A 19,651-nucleotide genomic window follows, 5' to 3' on the forward strand; every position below is an offset into this window, starting at 1 on the left:
TTCGATCACCTCGCTCATTTACCTTACACTTCTATTGTATACCCCCACCCCCTATATTGTGTCAAGCAAAATTCGCAAATTTATGGGAAAATTCAGAACCTCGGATGTTGCATCGTTTTGGTTCTCATCTGTACCTGACTGTTCCGCAGTAGTACACATCACTACTCCGTGTCTTAGTCATACGATAACAACCCATATAAATAGAGGAAATACTCCCTCTTTATTGAATTTATTAAACAAGAAATGGAAAATACGTGTGAAAGGGTGATGGATATGGAAACAAAAGAACCGATGGTAATGCGGCTCGACATCACAATCCCGGTCTCAGATCAGAAGCAAGCCGTCGACTTTTACGTAAAGTATCTCGATTGTGAGATCGTATGGTGGTTGGGACCGGTTTTATTGAGGCTGCCGAACAAACAAGAGATTCTAATTGTCTCCGATCACGATCCGGACAAGGACAGCATCTGGTATGCAGGTGAACCCGGCTTCCGCACAAACCCATACTATTCGTTGCAAGTCGTTGTCGGAGATAAACTGGAAGAGTTTAGAAACAGGCTCCTTGAGAGCGGCGTCGTTGTAGATGAAATCCATCAAAATGAAGGCGCAGGCAAGAGCCTCAGGTTCTTCGATCCGAGCGGGAATCGCCTCTTCGCAGTTGAGTGGTAGGTTCTATTCCTTGCCTCATCTTCAGATGACACAAAAACAGCCTCAGCTCGATTATTACCAAGCTGAGGCTGTATTATTGTTTACTTCATCAATTTATTCATTGTCGTCAACAGTTCGCTTATAACATCGGTGTCGCCGTCTTGCAGACGCTCCACGACACAGCTGCGCATATGCTCCTCGAGCAGCAGCTTGCCGACGCCATTAAGCGCAGACTGTACCGATGCGATCTGAATTAGAACATCATCACAGTACGTATCTTTCTCGATCAAGCCCTTTAATCCGCGAATCTGGCCCTCAATGCGATTAAGTCGGCTCACGAGGCTGCTCTTCATCTTATCAGAATGATGGCTTTTCCGTACCGCATCATTAGCCGCCGTATGACATGCTTCATGATGATGCGATCCTGCACTGGTGCCAGCGCAAGCTTCTTCCTTCTGCTCATCTGTCGCTGTTCGCATTTCCTCACTCATACCGCTTCCGCCCCCTCGCACGTATTTGCGATCATTCTAACATACCCCTGCTAGGTATGTGAAGGGGACAGACGCTCCAGCATATAAGCCCGCACCGCATCCGATAGATCCGGCCGTTTCAGCGCCATATCGATCGTTGCCTGCACGAAACCCAGCTTATCGCCAATGTCGTGGCGAATACCAACAAACGGGAATGCTTCGATCGGGGAGAATCGATTGAGCCGCACGAGCGAGTCTGTCAGCTGAATTTCTCCGCCTTTGCCCGGCCTGGCATCGTCTAGCAGACCAAATATAGCAGGATCAAGCACGTAGCGGCCAACAACCGCCAGATTAGACGGAGCCTCGTTAGGCGCCGGCTTCTCCACCATGCCGCGTATACGGCCCGAATAGCCAGGACTCTCTAAATCTACGATGCCATACTTATGCGTCTGGTCCATCGGCACTTCCATAACCGCAACGACTGACGATCCTGTCTGCTCATACATATCGATCATCTGCTTCAAGCATGGCGGGTCCGATAGCAGAATGTCGTCTCCAAGCAATACAGCGAACGGTTCATTCTCGGCAAAAGCTTTCGCACTGAGCACCGCATGACCAAGCCCAAGCGGTTCCCGTTGTCGAACATAACAGATGTTAGCAAGCTGCGAGATGCTTCGAACCATCTCGAGCATCTCTTCTTTGCCCCGTTCCTCCAGCTCCATCTCTAACTCTGCAGATTTGTCAAAATGGTCCTCGATCGCCCGTTTGTTGCGGCCGCTTACGATCATGATGCTCTCGATGCCGGATGCGACGGCTTCTTCAACGATGTACTGAATCGCAGGTTTATCGATCAGCGGGAGCATTTCCTTCGGCTGTGCTTTAGTGGCCGGCAGAAACCTCGTGCCTAATCCGCCTGCTGGAATAATGGCTTTACGTACACGTTTTCTCTCCATCATAAGCGCTGCATCCGCCTTTCTTCGAATCGTTCATTTGATGCCATATTGGGAATCGTATGCCGAATCGCGTCTATTCATGATAACCCTCTATCCTGTCGGAAGCGTTATGGCAATGACAGCGCCGCCATCCGCGCCGTTTGGTTCAGCCTCGACCGTACCGCCATGCAGCGTAATGACTTGCTTGACGATCGATAGCCCAAGCCCGTTGCCGCCAATGCTCCGATCGCGCGAAGGGTCCGCCTTATAGAAGCGCTCGAATACACGCGCACGCGCCTCCTCCGAGATGCCGGGACCCGAGTCGCTTACGCGTACCGTCACCGAATTTTTTCCATCATTTTCCTTCATCCATATCGTAATACGTCCGCCCTCCGGTGTAAACTTAATTGCATTGTGCAAAATGTTAAGCCACACCTGATTAAGTCCATCCGCATCCGCATCGACGGTTGTCTCGAGCAAATGCAGCTCCAGCTCGATCGACTTGTCTGCCCACTGCGGCTCGCATGACAACACGACATCCCGCAGTTGGCGGTCCAGCCGAATCGGCTGCGGGTGGAACGGATGATGCTGCGAGTCAAGCGAGGCAAGACGCAGCAGGCCATCGCTAAGCCGCGACATTCTGCCGCTCTCCTGCTTAATAATATCAACGTAATGATTGCGTTCTTCCTCTGTCACATCCGCGCTGCGGAGCGCTTCAGCGAAGCCTCCGATCGATGTCAGCGGCGACTGCAATTCATGCGAGACGCTGGATACGAAGTCTGCCCGCATCGTCTCGATGCGGCTTAGGCTGTCTGCCATTTGGTTAAAGCTATCCGCCAGCTTGCCCAGCTCGTCTTTCCTTTTCATCTTCACGCGAACGGAGAAATCCCCCTTCGCCAGCCGAGTTGTAGCTTGCATGAGCTGTTTAAGCGGACTGACCACATAATGCGCAGCAATGAAGAATAGAAGGGTGCCGACAATCAGCATCGACAGTAACAGCATGTTAGAGGTGCGCATAAAGCTGCGCTCCTGCGGAACTCGGTCAGGAGTAGTCAGAATGGCTAATTCAAGCTGGCCGAATCGGGCGATCTGCCCGACTACAATTTTCTGCAGCGGTCCGGTCGTATCATTCTGCTGCAGGTTAAAGACAACCGTATGACCTTTAAAAATCGTTTGCACCTGCTCAGCAGTCATTTGGCTGCCAATCTCACGAAAATGTTGGCCAAAACCAAACCAGCGTCCATCGGGGCTGACGCCGACGATGGACACATTTTGCAGCCTAGCCGTCTCAGACAAGAATGGCAGCAGCGCGCGTGGCGACGCCACGTCATATAACCGCTCAATGTCGGCAATCGTATTGACTAGCTGCACCGACACCTCGGTGCGAATATCCCGCTTGAACGACTGCGACGTCAGCAGGAATGATGCGACGATGCTCACAAGGACGACAATAAGAAACATCCCGACCAAGCGAACATACAGACTGCGAATGATCACCCCGCCACCTCCAGCCGGTAACCAAGGCCCCGGATCGTCACGATCCGGAAGCCCGATGTCTCCTCTGGGAACCGTTCGCGCAGCCGTTTCACATGGACGTCGACCGTCCGCTCGTCACCTTCATAATCGACACCCCACAGCTGCTCGATAAGCTGTTCGCGAGAGAACGTTTTGTTCGGGTAGCTGGCCATTTTGAACAACAGCTCGAATTCCTTCGGCGGCAGCTTCACGCGTCCTTCGGGCGCCATCACGTCATATTCGACGCGGCTAAGCGCAATCCGCCCCACCTCCACTAGATGCGATGCGACGATCCGGTACCGCTTCAGCAGCGCCTTCACGCGCACCACCAGCTCAATCGGATCGAACGGCTTGACCAAATAATCGTCAGCGCCAAGCTCGAATGCTCGCACTTTGTGAGACGTCTCGCCTTTGGCCGTCAGCATCAGCAGCGGAATATCCTGGCCGTATGTATCGCGCAGCGCCTCGCACAGCGCCCAACCGTCCATCCGCGGCATCATAATGTCCATAATCACCATGTCGGGGCGGACCGATTCCAGCTGCTTCAGCGCATCCTCGCCATCTGTCGCCTGAAGCACATCGAAGCTTTCCCGCTTCAGGAATACGCTCGCTAAGGTGCGAATGTTCGCGTCGTCGTCTACTACTAATATTTTGGCCACAAAGCTCTCTCCCTCATTCCTTGTGATGCTTCGTGATGAGAAAACCTCTATCGAGGCCTTTCGAAGATGAGCGACCGCGTTTAGAGGTAGGTTTTATCGCCAATAAGAATCTGTTCTTTAGAGAGACTCGAAAACTTATTGATTCTTATGTGGTCAAAAGTGGACTTTTTTGAACAACCTCTATAACCGCAGCGTCATGTCGCTGTCCGTTCACGCTATGGATCACTGACTCTATCATAGCATAGCGCTGTCAGCCGCTTCCTTAGAGAAGGCTTAAAATCCATTGACAACTCTTTGTAATAAATCTAAACTTAAGAACAACTTCAACTGTACTCGATTTAAATACAGTTTCACTTCAGGAGGACATTCATATGCACAAAACAATCATTATCGGTACCGGCCCTGCTGGTCTGACAGCCGCAATCTATCTGGCGCGCGCCAATATGGCGCCTCTCGTAATTGAAGGCCCGCAACCAGGCGGACAGTTGACGACAACGACCGAAGTTGAGAATTTCCCAGGCTTCCCAGAAGGCATTCTCGGCTCCGAGCTGATGTCCAATATGCGCAAACAAGCGCAGCGCTTCGGCGCTACGTTCACGACGGGTTGGGTTAACAACGTCGACTTCAGCCAGCGTCCATTCACGATTAACGTCGAGGGCGGCAAGGTATACCAAGCGGAATCGATCATCATCTCGACTGGCGCTTCGGCCAAATATCTCGGCATCCCAGGCGAGGAGACGAACGTTGGGCGCGGTGTCAGCACTTGCGCAACATGCGACGGCTTCTTCTTCCGCGGCAAAAAGATTGTCGTCATCGGCGGCGGCGACTCCGCAATGGAAGAAGCTCACTTCCTGACTCGCTTCGCAACGGATGTTACGCTCGTACACCGTCGCGAAGAGCTGCGAGCATCGAAGATCATGCAGGATCGCGCTCGTTCGAACGACAAAATCAGCTGGGCGCTCAACAACACGCCGCTTGAAGTTGTCGCAAGCGGCATGGGTGTAACGGGTCTGAAAGTACTCAACAATGCAACGGGACAAGAAGAAGTTATTCCGGCGGACGGCGTATTCGTTGCGATCGGCCACACGCCGAACACTGGCTTCCTCGGCGGACAGATCGAAACAGACGATAATGGCTACATTGTTGTAAAGCCAGGTACGACAGAGACGAACATTCCAGGCGTCTTCGCTTGCGGAGACGTACAAGATACGAAATACCGCCAAGCGATCACGGCTGCAGGCAGCGGCTGCATGGCTGCGCTTGAAGCCGAGCGTTTCCTTGAGGAAGCTCACAGCGCTGTGAAAGCTTAATCGTCACGAAATATCATTTCGGACCGGACCTCCGGACGATAATATTTAGTAAATGCAACGTATAAGGGGCTGCACCTTCGGGAGGATATGAATCTACCGATGGCGCAGCCCCTTTTTTTTTATCCTAAACCCAGCCCCAGAAGAAACCGTCCCGCTCCCAAGCCGCCCGCCCCTTATGCAGCTTGCGGAATGCCTTCTTCACATCTTTGCCGATAGACAAGTTGCCATTGTCGTTCACATAGAGGAAAGACTCGCCATAATGGTTGGCGATGTAATTGGTCGCTTCCTCTTGGTGCAAAATCCCTTTATTCTTCAATTCATTCAACATCCATTGTGCAACCTCTTCTGCTGTTACTGTCGTCATATGTCACGCTCCTAAGATTCTGAAATCTGTTTTCTGTTATACTAGTTAGACGATCTTACAGTGCGTGTTCAAGAGTCCTATTTGCAACGGGTTCTTGAACAACTTCTTAAAGCATGGAGGGATATCATCATGAGTCGTACTATCATAGCTATGGGCGGGTATACGCCCGAGCAGCAAGCACGTATTCGAGAGGCAGCAACGGGCTGGGACGTTATTTTTGGCAAAGTCAAAGATCTCGATAGCCGCTTGTTCCGCGATGCCGAAATTGTACTCGGCTACAGTCCTGCTGTAGAGACGGACGGCCTGCTGCCAGAGTCGAAGCTCCGCTGGATTCAAGGCTGGTCGGCAGGCGTCGATAAGCTGCCGCTTGATAAGCTGGCTGCAAGAGGCGTCGTGCTTACCGATGCGAGCGGCGTTCACCCGAATCAAATGTCGGAGACAACACTAGCATTAATGCTTGCTTTCACACGCAATGTACATAGCGCAATCCGCAATCAAGTCGAAGGACGATGGGAGCTCTCGCGCAGCTATGGCGAGATTCACGGCAAGACGATTGGCATTATTGGCGCCGGCGAAATCGGTAATGAGCTTGCGACAATTTGCCGTGCATTCAATATGACTGTACTTGGCGTGCGCCGCAGCGGCAAGCCCGCAGATCCGTATGATCGCATGTACGATATGTCCGGCTTAAGTGAAGTACTTGCCGAGAGCGATTATGTCGTTAATCTTCTTCCTCTAACGGAGGAGACGAATGGTCTGTTCAATGCGGAAGTATTCGCGCAGATGAAACGTTCGGCCTTCTTCGTGAACGTCGGCCGCGGACCTTCCGTTGTGACCGATGATCTGGTACAAGCGCTTCGCGATGGCGTCATTGCCGGCGCCGGAATCGACGTTACGGAACCGGAGCCGCTTCCAGAGGGTCATCCGCTGTGGTCGCTCGACAACGTCATCATTACGCCTCATATCGGCGGTCAGTCCGACCAATATAGCGCGCGTGTAGCTGACCTGTTCATTCATAATTTCAAGAGCTATATCGGGACCGGTCGTCCGGATCGGAATATTGTTGATTATACGCTTAGATACTAAGTTTTTTCGCACACCCACCCAAACCCTCAGGGACGCACACCCTCCCAAACCCTCCCTCTCCCGAGAGGGAGGGCCCCGAGGGCGGCTGCCCTCTGGACACCCGCAGGACTGGTCTAGGTACGTTGGGAGGATTCAGCTTGTGCAGCTGTAACTGGGTACGTTCGAACGTTCGCATACGATTCGATGGTCCTGAGATTCTGTGTGCTGATCCTCGCTTTCGTCCCTTTGGGACACGCTCTACTGTAGGCGCTCCCGCTAGTCGATCCCTGCGGGATCTAAGACCGCAATTAGGGGCGATCCCTGCGGGATCTAAGACCGCAATTAGGGATGATCCCTGTGGGATCTGGGACTGCTGCAGGAAATGATCCCTGCGGGATCTGAGGGCGCAATTGGGACGATCCCTGCGGGATTTGAAACATACTTATTATTGTTAGGAGTGCTTGATCCGATGTCGATTAATCGCCGTTTAATGACGGACTACGATTTTCAAGAAGCGCTTGATAAGCAGTTGAAGCTGCGCGTTTTCCGTGACGATCATATGATCGAGAACGGTGGCGTGCTCGTCCGGTTCGACGACAACACGGTCGTCATCCAAGCGAGCGTCAGCGACGTCTCCTACTACTCGCGCGCAGAGTGCGAGATATTCGAGCTGCGCAAGCGATAGATTGCGTACGCGGAAAAATACGGAGCCCTCACCATTGTCACGCATGTGACATGGTGGGGGCTCTGTTCTTTAGCATACTCTACTTCCGCTTCTGCGCTTCGATCTGTTCGGCCAGCTCGTTGAGATACGTCCAGCGCTCCATCAGCTCTTCGAGCTTCGCTTCCAACTGCTGCTGCTCCGCGATCAACTGCTGAAGCAAGACGGAGTCGCTGCCCGACTCGTCCATCCGCTGCGCGACATTCGCGAGGGCGGTCTCCGTCTCCTCGATCCAACCGTCGATGGACTCGAAGTCCTTCTGATCTTTGTACGACATCTTCAGCGACTTCGTACGTCCATCCGAACCCGCATCCGCCGATGCGCTAGAAGCAGCGGCTGCGCTGCCCCCAGCTTGTTTGCCGCCGGATGCCGCGGAAGCGCCAGACGCTTTACCAACTGCATCATTGTCCGCTCCGTCCCGTGCACCGCCGCCCGTCCGTTCCTCATACTCCGTATAGTTGCCTGCGTGAATCGCGATTTCCGTACCGCCTTCGAAAGCGAACAGTCGATCCACCGTGCGATCGAGGAAATACCGGTCATGGGATACGATGTAGACAACGCCAGGGAAATCTTCCAGATAGTCTTCCAATACCGACAATGTAGCAATGTCCAGATCGTTGGTAGGCTCGTCGAGCAGCAGCACGTTCGGCGCTTCCATCAGTACGCGAAGCAGCTGCAGCCTGCGCTTCTCGCCGCCCGACAAGCGGCTGATATACGTCCACTGCATCGTTGGCGGGAACAAGAAGCGCTCGAGCATCTGCGTTGCCGACACGCTGCTGCCATCCGCTGTCTTCACCTGCTCCGCGCCTTCACGGATATATTCGATGACGCGAAGCGATTCGTCCATCTCTTCGTGCTCCTGCGAGAACCATCCAATCTTCACCGTAGGTCCGATATCTGCTACGCCTTCTTCCGGCTGCAGGCGGCCGCCGATAATCTTGAGCAGCGTCGACTTGCCGCTGCCGTTGCGGCCAACTATGCCGACCCGATCCTCGGGCACCGTCTTATAGGTGAAATCCCGGAACAACGTCCGGCCGCCGAAGCTGTGGCTGACTTGCTCGAGCTCGACGATTTTGCGTCCGAGTCGGGACGATGCGACCGATACGTCCATTTTGCCGCCAGCCTGAGCAGGTGCCTGAGCTTTCAACTCTTCGAACCGGTCGATGCGCGCTTTCTGCTTCGTCGTCCGCGCCTTCGCGCCCCGGCGAATCCAAGCAAGCTCGTTGCGCAGCAGATTTTGCCGCTTCGATTCCGACGCTGCTTCCCGCTCCTCGCGCTCCAGCTTCAATTCGAGGAAACGGCTGTAGTTCGCTTCATAGAAGAAGGCGCGGCCGCGGTCCAGCTCGAGCACCCGATTCGCCACACGATCTAAGAAATAACGATCATGCGTAATCATAAGCAATGCGCCGCGGCGCTTCTGCAGCATCGCTTCCAGCCATGCAACCGACTCGTTATCAATATGGTTGGTAGGCTCGTCGAGAATGAGCAGATCGGATGGCTGTACAAGTGCTGCCGCCATCGCCGCCCGCTTCCGCTGACCGCCTGACAGGACGCCCATCCGCAGGCTGAAATCGTGAAGACCAAGCTTGGACAACGCCATCTTCGCATCGCTTTCCAGCTGCCATGCATTCAGCTCGTCCATCTTCCCGTTCGCCGCCACCAGCTTCTGCTGCTGTGCTTCGTCTGCCGGATTCAGCTCAAGCGCCTCGAGTGCCGCATGATAAGCTCTGACCGCAGCGAGCTGCGGCGAATCGCCGCCGAGCGCATGCTCGAGAATCGTCTCTTCCGGATTGTAAGACGGATTTTGCGCCAGCATGCGCACGATTACACGGCCTGACATCGATACGGTGCCTGAATCCGCAGGCTCAAGTCCTGCAATTACTTTCAGCAGCGTCGACTTACCTGTTCCGTTCACGCCGATAATGCCGACTTTATCGCCTTCCGCAACGCCAAATGAAATATCTTCGAACAGTGTTTTTTCACCATACGTTTTCGTCAAATGTTCAACAGACAATATATGCATCGTTATTCACGCTCTTTTCCGTTATTCACAGCCAACATCCCCTTATTATAACATAATCCCCTTCGGTCAGCCTGTCTGCCCAGCTTGCAATGCAGCCGTACGATCGCTTAAAGTACCAACTAGAAGCAACTAACAAGAAGCAACTTCGGACAGGAGAACGCTATGATCCACTCTATTAGACCGATTACATATATGAAAATGCTGCTTATGCTGCTCGCCCTCACGCTTCTTATCACGCTAACAGGTTGTGCCAAAGGCGAGGCGGAGCTGCATGTCAAAGCAAACGGAACCGCTCAGCTTAATCTAGCCATCACGCTCGACAGCACTTTAATGCAAGCGATCAGCGGCGACTGGCTGTGGGATTCGATCAGCAGCGAGTTGTCCCAACATGGCTTCAAGGTCAATCCGGTGGAGTCCGCAAACAGCGGCAAGACACTGCGTGCCTCCCGTGAAATCGATCTTCGCAAAGGTGCAACCGTGCAAATTCCTGGCGTGGAGGTTACCCGTACAACAGAGCGAAACAGCTGGTGGTACACGACGGAAGCCGTATCCGCCTCTGTCGATTTGACGAAGCTCATCCCTGAGCAGTTAAGCAGCAAGCTCGATGATAAGCTCGCCTCATTGTCCCCGCTCGTTCGGAATTTGGCGCTCCGCCAGATTGGGCTCGACTTTAAGTTGACCATGCCGATACGCGCTGCCACTAACAACGCCGATATCGTATCGAATGGCGGCAAATCGTTAACCTGGCACTTGTCCGCCACGAAGGAGAACAACGTGCAAGTCGAGGTGCATGTTCCGAATATCCGTCATATTGCGATCGCCGCGGGCGCTGTCCTCGTTGTGCTCGCAGCCGCCGTGATTGTACTGGTACGGAAGAAACGCAGACGGAATCGATTGAAATAGTACGGGGCCGGTAGGTGAGATGGCTCATACACCTGCTGGGCCCGTCGATGGGGAGTTCCTTCTGTAGGTGCATAGCTGCACCTACTGGCATCCGCGATGGAAATTTTACCAACTGAAGGTGCACTTCTGCACCTACAGTCACCTGCGGCGTGGATTTCGCCTGCTGTAGGTGTAGAAGTGCACCTATAATGTGATCGGTCTAGTCACACAGCAAAGAGAGCTGTCCCCAAGCGTATGCTGGTGACAGCTCTCTTTGCTGTTCAAAACATCGACTACAACACACTTCCGCCAGGACGACGCTTCGGCAGCACTAGCTCTACCCGCGTTCCTCGTCCGAGCTCCGAATGAACGAGCAGCGAAGCGCCGATGCCGCGCGCACGCTCCTCCATGCTGAACAGGCCGACGCCTTGCGATGGCGTATCTGCCGCAAACCCGCGACCGCTGTCGATGATGATGGCCTCCACGGTCTCCGACAGCTCGTGAATGCTCACCGACAGCTCATCAACCCCCGCATAACGGGCAGCGTTCGTCAGCGCTTCCTGAATGACGCGATACATGACCGTCTCGCAAGCGGAATCTAGTCTGCCTAATAGATTGCAAGTGAAATGCACTTTGATGCCATAATGCTCGGAGTAGTTATCAATATAAGTCCGAATTGCCGGCACAACGCCCAGATCATCCAGCACAGAAGGGCGAAGCTCCCAAGCAAGCGAGCGGACATCCTCCATCATGCTGGAGATTTCGCGCCGCAGCGCGCCAAGCTCCTTATCGGACTCCGCCTGCCGGTCGGCGATCATCCGATCGACTCGAATGAGCAGCGTGAACAGACTTTGGCCGATGCCGTCATGCAGCTCGCGAGAGAAGCGTCTGCGCTCCTCCTCTTGAATGTTCATCACTTTGTTCATCATGCGCAGAAGCTGCTCTTCGGTCTCCTTCAGTTGCGTCACGTCATTGCGTATCGCGAGATATTGAACCGGCCGTCCCTCTTCGTCCAGGAAAGGGACGATCGTTGTTTTGACCCAGTAGAATGCACCGCTCTTCGCTCGATTGCGCAGCTCGCCCTGCCACACACGGCCTGCTGAGATCGTCTCCCACAGCCCGCGCATGTACGCTTTGTCATGATAACCGGAATTGATAAGGCGATGCGTCTTGCCTAGCAGCTCTTCGCGGGAATAGCCGGATACCCGGCAGAACATGTCGTTCACATAACGAATAACCCCATTGGCATCCGTAACCGCAATGATCGACGACTCATCCAGCGCGAACCGCATACGCGACAGCTGCGCGAGCGACTGCTTCAGCCCTGCGCGGAACGTCTCGTCATCGAGATTGCTATCCAACTCTTCAAGCAATCTAGCCACATTATCGCCGATTCCCGACTGGGATCGTTCCTCTGGCAATGTCGATTTCGGATCATGCTCAGTCAAAATGCAGCAGCCCCTTCTTTACCGCATATTTGATCAACTCCGGACGCGTCTTCAGCCCCAACTTCTCCATGACGTGGCTCCGATGCGTCTCTACCGTTTTGACGCTAATGATGAGCTGTTCTGCGATGTCTTTGTTGGCATAACCCTTCGCCATCCACTCCAAAATCTCTTTCTCCCGCTCCGACAGCAGCTCATACGCATCCGGCTGCTCGCCTGCCCGAAGCCGCTGCACATAGTCGCTCATCAACCGTTTGGTCGCTGTAGGCAGCAAGTAGGCATTGCCTTCGGCAACGGTCTGGATGGCGGTGAGCAGCTCCTCGTGCGGCGAGTTTTTGAGAATGTAGCCGGAGGCGCCGGCATGAATCGCCCGGAACAAATATTCATCGTCGTCATGCATCGTCAGCACAAGCACGTATAAATCCGGCAGGCTGCTCTTCAGCTCCGCAATCGCCGTCAGGCCATCCTTGCCATGCGGCATGCTGAGGTCCATCAGCACCACGGTAGGATTCAGCTTATGCGCCAGCCGTATCGCCTCGTCCCCCTCGGACGCTTCGCCAACGACCGTCATCCCTTGACGCCCATCCAGCAGCATGCGAAGCCCAGAACGAACGACCGCATGGTCGTCCACGATTAATAACGTAGTCACTCCCTTACCTCCCGCTATGAATTTATTTCTCTATTATAGGCCATTCTGGCAAAATGAGGCGAGTGCGTTCGCAATATCCGATTCGCTATATGGCACAGCGCTTCGACGTCCAACGATCAACAAGCCGGTCAACTGCCCTGTCCGGTCAAGGTATGGCAGCGCTATCGCCGCTAATAATGACTCCGCTAAAAGCAGCGGCTCGCTTCTCGCACGGATCGCCGACCCTGCTGCGGCCCGTCCATTGTATGCCGCCGGTCTGCCCGACCGAATCGCCGTCGCAATAAACCCGTCTCCTCTTGCACCCTTGAACGTCAGCTGCGCCGTTCGAGTGCTTGTGATTCCAGACAAACCTGCCCAACGCAGCTTCCCTTCCTCGTCCAGCTTCGCTATGCCGGCAAAATCGCTGCCCGTCTCCTCTCGCCAGCGGTCCGCCTGCATATCCGAAGCCGCGAACGTATAGCCCCCATTCACTGTGTGTTCCTCCCTAGTCCGGAGCGCCATTCGCTGTTCATATCCATTCTTGAAAGCGTTCCCATTCATTCGTCTAATGATTGCTTACTATCATTGTAGCCGTTTAATACAGATATGTATGTCAGGGAATCTCCTGATTTTGAGGGGGCCACCCTATCCCTCTAAGAGAAGGAGCCAAGGGCTCTGCCCTCTGGACACCCGAGGACTCACTTTGATACGTTAGTGCATATGCCCGCTGATGTCCCTTTGGGACACGCTCTACGTAGCATGTGACTAGATCCATTCGAACGTGTGCCTACATTTCGATGCGCCTGAGTGACTGTGTGCTTATGCTCGCTTTAGTCCCTGCGGGACACGCTTTACTATTGGCGCACCAGCACGATTGGTCCCTTCGGGACACTAAACCTTTATCAGATGGTGCAAAAGATAACCCACCTAAACAGTACAAAGTGGCAATCAAGAGCAAACCCTCACAATGCCCCTCCCCATAATCAGGTAATCTACGCGTCCTTTTTCAGGAGATCCCCCGATTCGTGCCTGATCACCTTCGTCGTATGATGATCTTGTAAGAGATGGTTCAGCCGCATTGCAGGCATTTCTGGCAACGAAGGCCGCTGGACCAACCAATGATGTAGGGGGAATCCGGTATGGCTGTTAAGGAAACGAAACTTACCGAGCAGCTCTCAGTACAAGAACGGATCGACAACATCGTCGCGAGAGCGAAACACGCGTTAGGCCAGTTCATGAATTACACGCAGGACGAAATCGACGAGATCGTCAAAGCAATGGCACTAGCTGGCCTCGACCAGCACATGCGCCTCGCCAAGCTCGCCGTTACGGAAACGGGACGCGGTGTGTATGAGGATAAAATTACGAAGAACATTTTTGCAACGGAATATATCTACCACAGCATTAAGCACAACAAGACCGTCGGCGTCATCGAAGACAACACGCATGAAAGCTATCGCGTCATTGCCGAGCCAGTCGGCATCATCGCCGGCGTCACGCCCGTAACGAACCCGACGTCAACCACGATGTTCAAAACACTTATTGCGATTAAGACGCGCAACCCGATTATATTCGCCTTCCACCCATCCGCTCAGCAGTCCAGCGTCGAAGCCGCCCGCACCTTGTACGAAGCTGCAATAAAAGCAGGCGCGCCAGAGGGCTGTATCGGCTGGATTGAACAACCGTCCATCGAGGCCACACAGCTGCTCATGAACCATCCCGATGTCGCGCTCGTACTCGCAACAGGAGGATCCGCAATGGTGAAATCCGCATACAGCACCGGCAAGCCAGCGCTTGGCGTTGGCCCAGGCAACGTCCCTTGTTTCATCGACAAAACCGCCAACCTGAAGCAGGCTGTCACCGATCTGATCCTGTCCAAAACGTTCGACAACGGCATGATTTGCGCATCCGAGCAAGCCGTTGTTATTGAAGCCCCTGTCTATGAGCAAGTCAAAATGATGATGAACTACCTTGGCTGCTACTTCCTCAACAAGGAGGAAACGGAAGCCGTCAGCAAGCTGGTCATCAACTCAGAAAAATGTGCAGTCAACGCCGTCATCGTCGGACAGCCAGCCGCTCGAATCGCGGAGATGGCAGGCATTACGGTTCCTGCGGACACGAAGGTGCTCGTCGCCGAGCTGGACGGCGTCGGCGAAGCTTACCCGCTCTCCGCTGAGAAGCTGAGTCCTGTACTCGCCTGCTACAAAGCCGCCAACCCTGCGCACGGCATCGAGCTGGCCGCACAGGTCGTCGCCTTCGGCGGCATGGGTCACTCGTCGGTCATCCACTCGAACGACCAGAAGATCATCGATGCATTCGCCGCGCGGCTGCAGACCGGACGCGTCATCGTCAACTCGCCGTCCACGCATGGCGCAATCGGCGATATTTATAACACGAACCTCCCTTCGCTCACGCTCGGCTGCGGATCTTACGGTCATAACTCGACGACGTCGAACGTGACGGCCGTTAACCTGCTCAACCTGAAGCGCGTCGCTTATCGGACGGTGAACATGCAGTGGTTCAAGCTGCCGCCGAAGCTCTATTTTGAGAAAGGCGCGACCTCGTATCTTGCCAAAATGCCTGACATCTCGCGCGTCCTTATCATTACCGACCCGATGATGGTGAAGCTTGGCTATGCGGCGAAGGTGGAATACCAGCTTCGCAAACGGGCGACGCCGGTTGCGATTGAGATATTCTCCGAGGTTGAGCCTGACCCTTCGGTCGATACGGTCGAGCGCGGCACGGAAGTGATGAACTCGTTCAAGCCTGACTGCATTATCGCGCTTGGCGGCGGCTCCCCGATGGACGCTGCGAAGGCGATGTGGCTGTTCTACGAATACCCGGATACCGACTTCCAAGGGCTGAAACAGAAGTTTCTCGATATTCGCAAACGGGTGTACAAATATCCGCGGCTCGGCAGCAAAGCGAAGTTCGTGGCGATCCCAACGACGTCGGGTACTGGCTCAGAGGTTACCTCGTTCGCCGTCATTACGGATAAGAAACACGGCAATACGAAATATCCGCTAGCCGACTACGAGCTTACGCCAGACATCGCAATCATTGACCCTGAGTATGTGTACAGCCTGCCGAAGAACGTTGTAGCGGATACCGGCATGGACGTCCTCACCCACGCCATTGAAGCCTATGTCTCGGTCATGGCGAGCGACTATACGGACGGTCTGGCGATGAAGGCAATCCAGCTGGTGTTCGGCAATCTGGAGAAATCGTTCCGCGAAGCAGACCCGATCGCCCGTGAGAAAATGCACAACGCATCAACGATTGCAGGCATGGCGTTCGCCAATGCGTTCCTTGGCATCAACCACTCGCTCGCCCATAAGTTCGGCGCCGAGTTCCACACGTCGCACGGCCGGACGAATGCGATTCTGATGCCGCACGTTATTCGTTATAACTCGAAACGGCCAACGAAGTTTGCATCGTTCCCTAAGTACGATCACTTCCGCGCCGACGAACGTTACGCCGAGATCGCCCGCATGCTCGGACTGCCCGCGCGTTCGACGGAGCAAGGCGTCTCTAGCCTGATCAACGCGATCCGCGAGTTGAACCGTGCGCTCGGCATTCCGGAAACGTTCGAAGCGATGGGCGTTAACGCCGCCGACTTCGAGATGAAGGCGGACTATCTTGCGGACCGCGCCTTCGAGGATCAATGCACAACGGCGAATCCGCGCATGCCGCTCGTTACGGAACTTGCAGAGCTTTACCGCAAATCGTTCTACGGTCACTTCGAATAAACGCTGACACCCGAGAAGGAGGAAGTAACTATGGCAGTTGTAGAGAAGCACTTACCAGGCGGCAAGACACCGGATGATGCATGGCGGGGATTCGCTCCCGGATCATGGATGACCGAAATCAATGTGCGAGACTTCATCCTGCGCAACGCAGCCACTTATACCGGCGATGACAGCTTCCTCGAATCGCCGACGGAAGCGACGACGCAGCTATGGTCAATCGTACAGGATCTAACCCGCAAGGAGCGGATTCGCGGCGGCGTGCTTGATGTCGATACGCACACCCCTTCCACGATTACCTCTCATGCGCCTGGCTATCTGGACAAATGTTTGGAGCAAATCGTTGGCTTGCAGACGGACGCGCCATTCCGGCGCTCCGTCCAACCGTTCGGCGGCATCAAAATGGTACAGGATGCGTGCGAGGCTTATGGCTTCACGATTCCAGAGGAAATCGTACGGCTGTTCACTTCCATTCGGAAGACGCATAATCAAGGGGTTTTCGATGCCTATACGACGGAGATGCGGACCGCGCGCAAAGCAGGCATCATCACAGGCCTGCCGGACGCTTACGGCCGCGGCCGCATTATCGGCGACTATCGCCGCGTTGCGCTCTACGGCGTCGATCAATTGATCGCGCAGAAGAAACGTGAACTGAAGGAACGAGAGTCATCCGCGTTAACCGAGGATATGATTCGAAGCCGCGAGGAGCTGTCCGAGCAAATCCGCGCACTTGGCGAGCTGAAGGTAATGGCGGCGGCGTACGGTTATGATATTTCGGAACCTGCACGAACGGCGCGCGAGGCGGTGCAGTGGCTGTATTTTGCCTACCTCGGGGCCATTAAGGAACAGAACGGCGCAGCGATGAGCATCGGACGTATCTCGACTTTCCTTGATGTGTATTTCGAGCGGGACTTGCGGGAAGGACGTCTGACGGAGAAGCAGGCGCAGGAGCTGATGGACCATCTGGTCATGAAGCTGCGCATCGTGAAGTTTCTGCGAACGCCGGATTACAACGAGCTGTTCAGCGGCGACCCGACTTGGGTGACGGAATCGATTGGCGGCATGACCGAGGACGGACGCGCGCTTGTGACGAAGAACAGCTTCCGCATCCTGCACACGCTCTACACGCTTGGCACTGCGCCTGAGCCGAACTTGACGGTGCTCTGGTCGGATCGACTGCCGGATGGCTTCAAGCGCTATTGCGCCAAAGTATCGATCGAGACGAGCTCGATTCAATACGAGAACGACGACCTGATGCGCCCTCATTACGGGGACGATTATGGTATCGCCTGCTGCGTATCTGCTATGCGAATCGGCAAACAAATGCAATTCTTCGGAGCTCGGGCTAACCTGGCGAAGACGCTGCTGTACGCAATCAACGGCGGTATTGATGAGAAGCTTGGCATTCAAGTCGCACCTGCTGCTGATCCGATCAAGGGCGATGTCCTCGACTATGACGAGGTGCTCCAGAAGTTCGATGCAACGATGGAATGGCTGGCTGGCCTGTACATGAACACGCTGAACGTCATCCACTACATGCACGACAAATACTGCTATGAGCGGCTGGAGTTTGCCCTGCATGATGCAGAGATTGTGCGCACGATGGCATGCGGGATTGCCGGGCTGTCAGTCGCAGCCGACAGTCTAAGCGCGATTCGTTATGCGAAAGTGAAACCGATTCGTAATGAGCAAGGGATTGCCGTCGACTTCGAGATCGAAGGCGAATATCCGCAATACGGCAACAATGACGACCGTGTCGACAGCATTGCGGTACAGCTGGTGCATACGTTCATGAACAAACTGCGCAAGCACCAAGCTTATCGGAACGCCATCCCTACCCTGTCGGTGCTTACGATCACTTCGAACGTCGTTTATGGCAAAAAAACCGGCTCGACGCCGGACGGTCGCCAAGCCGGCGAGCCTTTCGCGCCAGGCGCGAATCCGATGCACGGCCGCGACCGCAAGGGCGCGCTTGCTTCCCTGGCCAGCGTCGCGAAGCTGCCGTACGACGATGCGCTCGACGGCATCTCGAACACATTCTCGATCGTCGGCAAGGCGCTTGGCCGCGAAGCTGACCAGCGCGGCGCGAACCTGACCGCCCTGCTGGACGGCTATATGACGCAGGGGGCTCACCACTTGAACGTCAACGTCTTCGACCGCGAGCATCTGCTTGACGCAATGGAACATCCGGAGAACTATCCGCAGCTTACGATCCGCGTATCGGGCTACGCCGTCAACTTCATCAAGCTGACGCGAGAGCAGCAGTTAGAAGTGCTTAATCGTACGTTCCACGGTGCCATGTAATACTACGTGAAACCTTTCACTTCTGAAGCATGTCGCTGGGTGCGAGCAGGCCGCTTGCATCTGGCGACAATCTTGACCTCATGAGGAGGCTGCCGTCATGCGCCGTACAGATTCCAACAACTCGTCTGACAGCCGTCCGATTGGACGTATCCACTCGCTCGACACCTTCGGCACCGTTGATGGTCCGGGCATCCGCTTCGTCCTGTTCATGCAGGGCTGCCCGCTCCGCTGCGCCTACTGTCACAACCCTGATACGTGGAATTGCGGCGGCGGGCGTCCCATGACGGTCGACGAAGTATTGGCTGAGATTGAGCCTTACGTCGATTACTATCGGCGTTCCGGCGGCGGTGTAACGGTAACTGGCGGCGAGCCGACGCTGCAAGCTCCTTTCGTCGCGGCTCTGTTCGAAGAAGTGAGGCGCCGCTTCGGCATCCCTACCGCGCTTGATACGTCGGGCTTCTGCGAATTCAAGCATGTGGAACCTCTGCTGAGCGTCACGGATCTCGTCCTACTCGATATTAAGCACATCAATAACGAGCAGCACCGTGCGCTGACAACACAGTCGAACGTCCGCGTGCTGGCGATGGCGGAGCAGTTGAGCCGAATCGGCAAGCCGGTCTGGCTGCGGCATGTATTGGTGCCCGGCGTTACGGATCAATCTGAGCATCTTACCGAGCTTGGCCGCTTCATCGGGGGCTTAACCAATGTCGCGAAGCTCGAGCTTCTCCCCTACCATCGCATGGGCGTGTACAAATGGAACAGCCTCGGCATCCCTTATCCGCTTGAGGGCGTTCAACCGCCAAGCGATCGGGAGGTCGCTCGTGCACGCGAGTTGATCGAGCTAGGCATCGAACAGTCTCGATGTTCCGTCACTATGAACAGCAAGGGCAGCCTGACGTCCTAATTGGACGCGGCTGCCCTTTTCTACTTACTCCATTT

17 protein-coding genes are annotated in these 19,651 nt (G+C 54.7%); 8 read left to right on the forward strand and 9 right to left on the reverse strand.

Annotated features, from left to right (window positions below):
* Nucleotides 1–273 precede the first annotated feature (273 nt).
* Entirely contained in the window at nt 274–669 is a 396-nt protein-coding gene (locus tag H8B09_RS20370) for a VOC family protein (protein WP_191205406.1), read from the forward strand.
* An 80-nt stretch (nt 670–749) separates the two neighbouring features.
* Here H8B09_RS20370 and H8B09_RS20375 read toward each other — a convergent pair whose 3' ends face one another.
* From H8B09_RS20375 to H8B09_RS20390, 4 genes are all read right to left on the reverse strand, one after another.
* A complete protein-coding gene (locus H8B09_RS20375) occupies nt 750–1,127 on the reverse strand; it encodes a metal-sensitive transcriptional regulator (RefSeq protein ID WP_191205669.1) in 378 nt (125 codons plus the stop codon).
* A 62-nt stretch (nt 1,128–1,189) separates the two neighbouring features.
* Nucleotides 1,190–2,074: a UTP--glucose-1-phosphate uridylyltransferase GalU gene (gene galU, locus H8B09_RS20380; protein ID WP_224753806.1), complete on the reverse strand. Its 885-nt coding sequence runs from the start codon at nt 2,072–2,074 to the stop codon at nt 1,190–1,192.
* Between the two features lie 87 nt (nt 2,075–2,161).
* A complete protein-coding gene (locus H8B09_RS20385) occupies nt 2,162–3,547 on the reverse strand; it encodes a sensor histidine kinase (protein ID WP_191205407.1) in 1,386 nt (461 codons plus the stop codon).
* The gene (locus H8B09_RS20390; protein ID WP_191205408.1) at nt 3,544–4,224 is read right to left on the reverse strand and encodes a response regulator transcription factor; all 681 of its coding nucleotides are present in this window, start codon (nt 4,222–4,224) and stop codon (nt 3,544–3,546) included. The genes H8B09_RS20385 and H8B09_RS20390 overlap by 4 nt, the downstream gene beginning before the upstream one ends.
* Nucleotides 4,225–4,595: 371 nt before the next feature.
* Here H8B09_RS20390 and trxB point away from each other — a divergent pair, with 371 nt between their 5' ends.
* Nucleotides 4,596–5,534, forward strand: coding sequence for a thioredoxin-disulfide reductase (trxB, locus tag H8B09_RS20395; RefSeq protein ID WP_191205409.1), 939 nt, complete (start codon nt 4,596–4,598; stop codon nt 5,532–5,534).
* A 124-nt stretch (nt 5,535–5,658) separates the two neighbouring features.
* Here trxB and H8B09_RS20400 read toward each other — a convergent pair whose 3' ends face one another.
* Entirely contained in the window at nt 5,659–5,898 is a 240-nt protein-coding gene (locus H8B09_RS20400; RefSeq protein ID WP_191205410.1) for a DUF6953 family protein, read from the reverse strand.
* A gap of 129 nt (nt 5,899–6,027) precedes the next feature.
* On the opposite strand from H8B09_RS20400, the gene H8B09_RS20405 reads away from it, so the two are divergent.
* On the forward strand, nt 6,028–6,984 hold the full coding sequence (locus H8B09_RS20405; RefSeq protein WP_191205411.1) for a D-2-hydroxyacid dehydrogenase: 957 nt from the start codon (nt 6,028–6,030) through the stop codon (nt 6,982–6,984).
* A 448-nt stretch (nt 6,985–7,432) separates the two neighbouring features.
* Nucleotides 7,433–7,648, forward strand: a complete 216-nt coding sequence (locus H8B09_RS20410) for a hypothetical protein (protein ID WP_191205412.1) — start codon at nt 7,433–7,435, stop codon at nt 7,646–7,648.
* A gap of 79 nt (nt 7,649–7,727) precedes the next feature.
* Here the strand turns inward: H8B09_RS20410 and H8B09_RS20415 are convergent, their stop codons facing one another.
* Entirely contained in the window at nt 7,728–9,707 is a 1,980-nt protein-coding gene (locus tag H8B09_RS20415) for an ABC-F family ATP-binding cassette domain-containing protein (protein ID WP_191205413.1), read from the reverse strand.
* A gap of 162 nt (nt 9,708–9,869) precedes the next feature.
* Between H8B09_RS20415 and H8B09_RS20420 the strand changes: the two genes are divergently transcribed.
* On the forward strand, nt 9,870–10,610 hold the full coding sequence (locus H8B09_RS20420) for a DUF3153 domain-containing protein (protein WP_224753807.1): 741 nt from the start codon (nt 9,870–9,872) through the stop codon (nt 10,608–10,610).
* A gap of 272 nt (nt 10,611–10,882) precedes the next feature.
* On the opposite strand, the gene H8B09_RS20425 is transcribed toward H8B09_RS20420, so the two are convergent.
* The 3 genes from H8B09_RS20425 to H8B09_RS20435 are packed head-to-tail and all read right to left on the reverse strand — an operon-like array spanning nt 10,883 to nt 13,154.
* Nucleotides 10,883–12,037, reverse strand: coding sequence for a PAS domain-containing sensor histidine kinase (locus H8B09_RS20425; protein WP_224753808.1), 1,155 nt, complete (start codon nt 12,035–12,037; stop codon nt 10,883–10,885).
* Entirely contained in the window at nt 12,030–12,683 is a 654-nt protein-coding gene (locus H8B09_RS20430; protein WP_191205415.1) for a response regulator, read from the reverse strand. The genes H8B09_RS20425 and H8B09_RS20430 overlap by 8 nt, the downstream gene beginning before the upstream one ends.
* A 33-nt stretch (nt 12,684–12,716) precedes the next feature.
* Nucleotides 12,717–13,154: a GAF domain-containing protein gene (locus H8B09_RS20435; RefSeq protein ID WP_191205416.1), complete on the reverse strand. Its 438-nt coding sequence runs from the start codon at nt 13,152–13,154 to the stop codon at nt 12,717–12,719.
* A gap of 647 nt (nt 13,155–13,801) precedes the next feature.
* Here H8B09_RS20435 and adhE point away from each other — a divergent pair.
* The 3 genes from adhE (at nt 13,802) to pflA (ending at nt 19,616) form a co-directional block, all read left to right on the forward strand.
* The gene (gene adhE / locus H8B09_RS20440; protein WP_191205417.1) at nt 13,802–16,411 is read left to right on the forward strand and encodes a bifunctional acetaldehyde-CoA/alcohol dehydrogenase; all 2,610 of its coding nucleotides are present in this window, start codon (nt 13,802–13,804) and stop codon (nt 16,409–16,411) included.
* Nucleotides 16,412–16,441: 30 nt separating this feature from the next.
* Nucleotides 16,442–18,712 (forward strand): formate C-acetyltransferase, encoded by a 2,271-nt coding sequence (gene pflB / locus H8B09_RS20445; RefSeq protein ID WP_191205418.1) that lies wholly within the window; start codon nt 16,442–16,444, stop codon nt 18,710–18,712.
* Nucleotides 18,713–18,809: 97 nt separating this feature from the next.
* Nucleotides 18,810–19,616: a pyruvate formate-lyase-activating protein gene (gene pflA, locus H8B09_RS20450; protein ID WP_191205419.1), complete on the forward strand. Its 807-nt coding sequence runs from the start codon at nt 18,810–18,812 to the stop codon at nt 19,614–19,616.
* Nucleotides 19,617–19,651: the final 35 nt, after the last annotated feature.

Source organism: Paenibacillus terricola, from assembly GCF_014779765.1.
In the GTDB taxonomy this organism is placed as follows: domain Bacteria; phylum Bacillota; class Bacilli; order Paenibacillales; family Paenibacillaceae; genus Paenibacillus_T; species Paenibacillus_T terricola.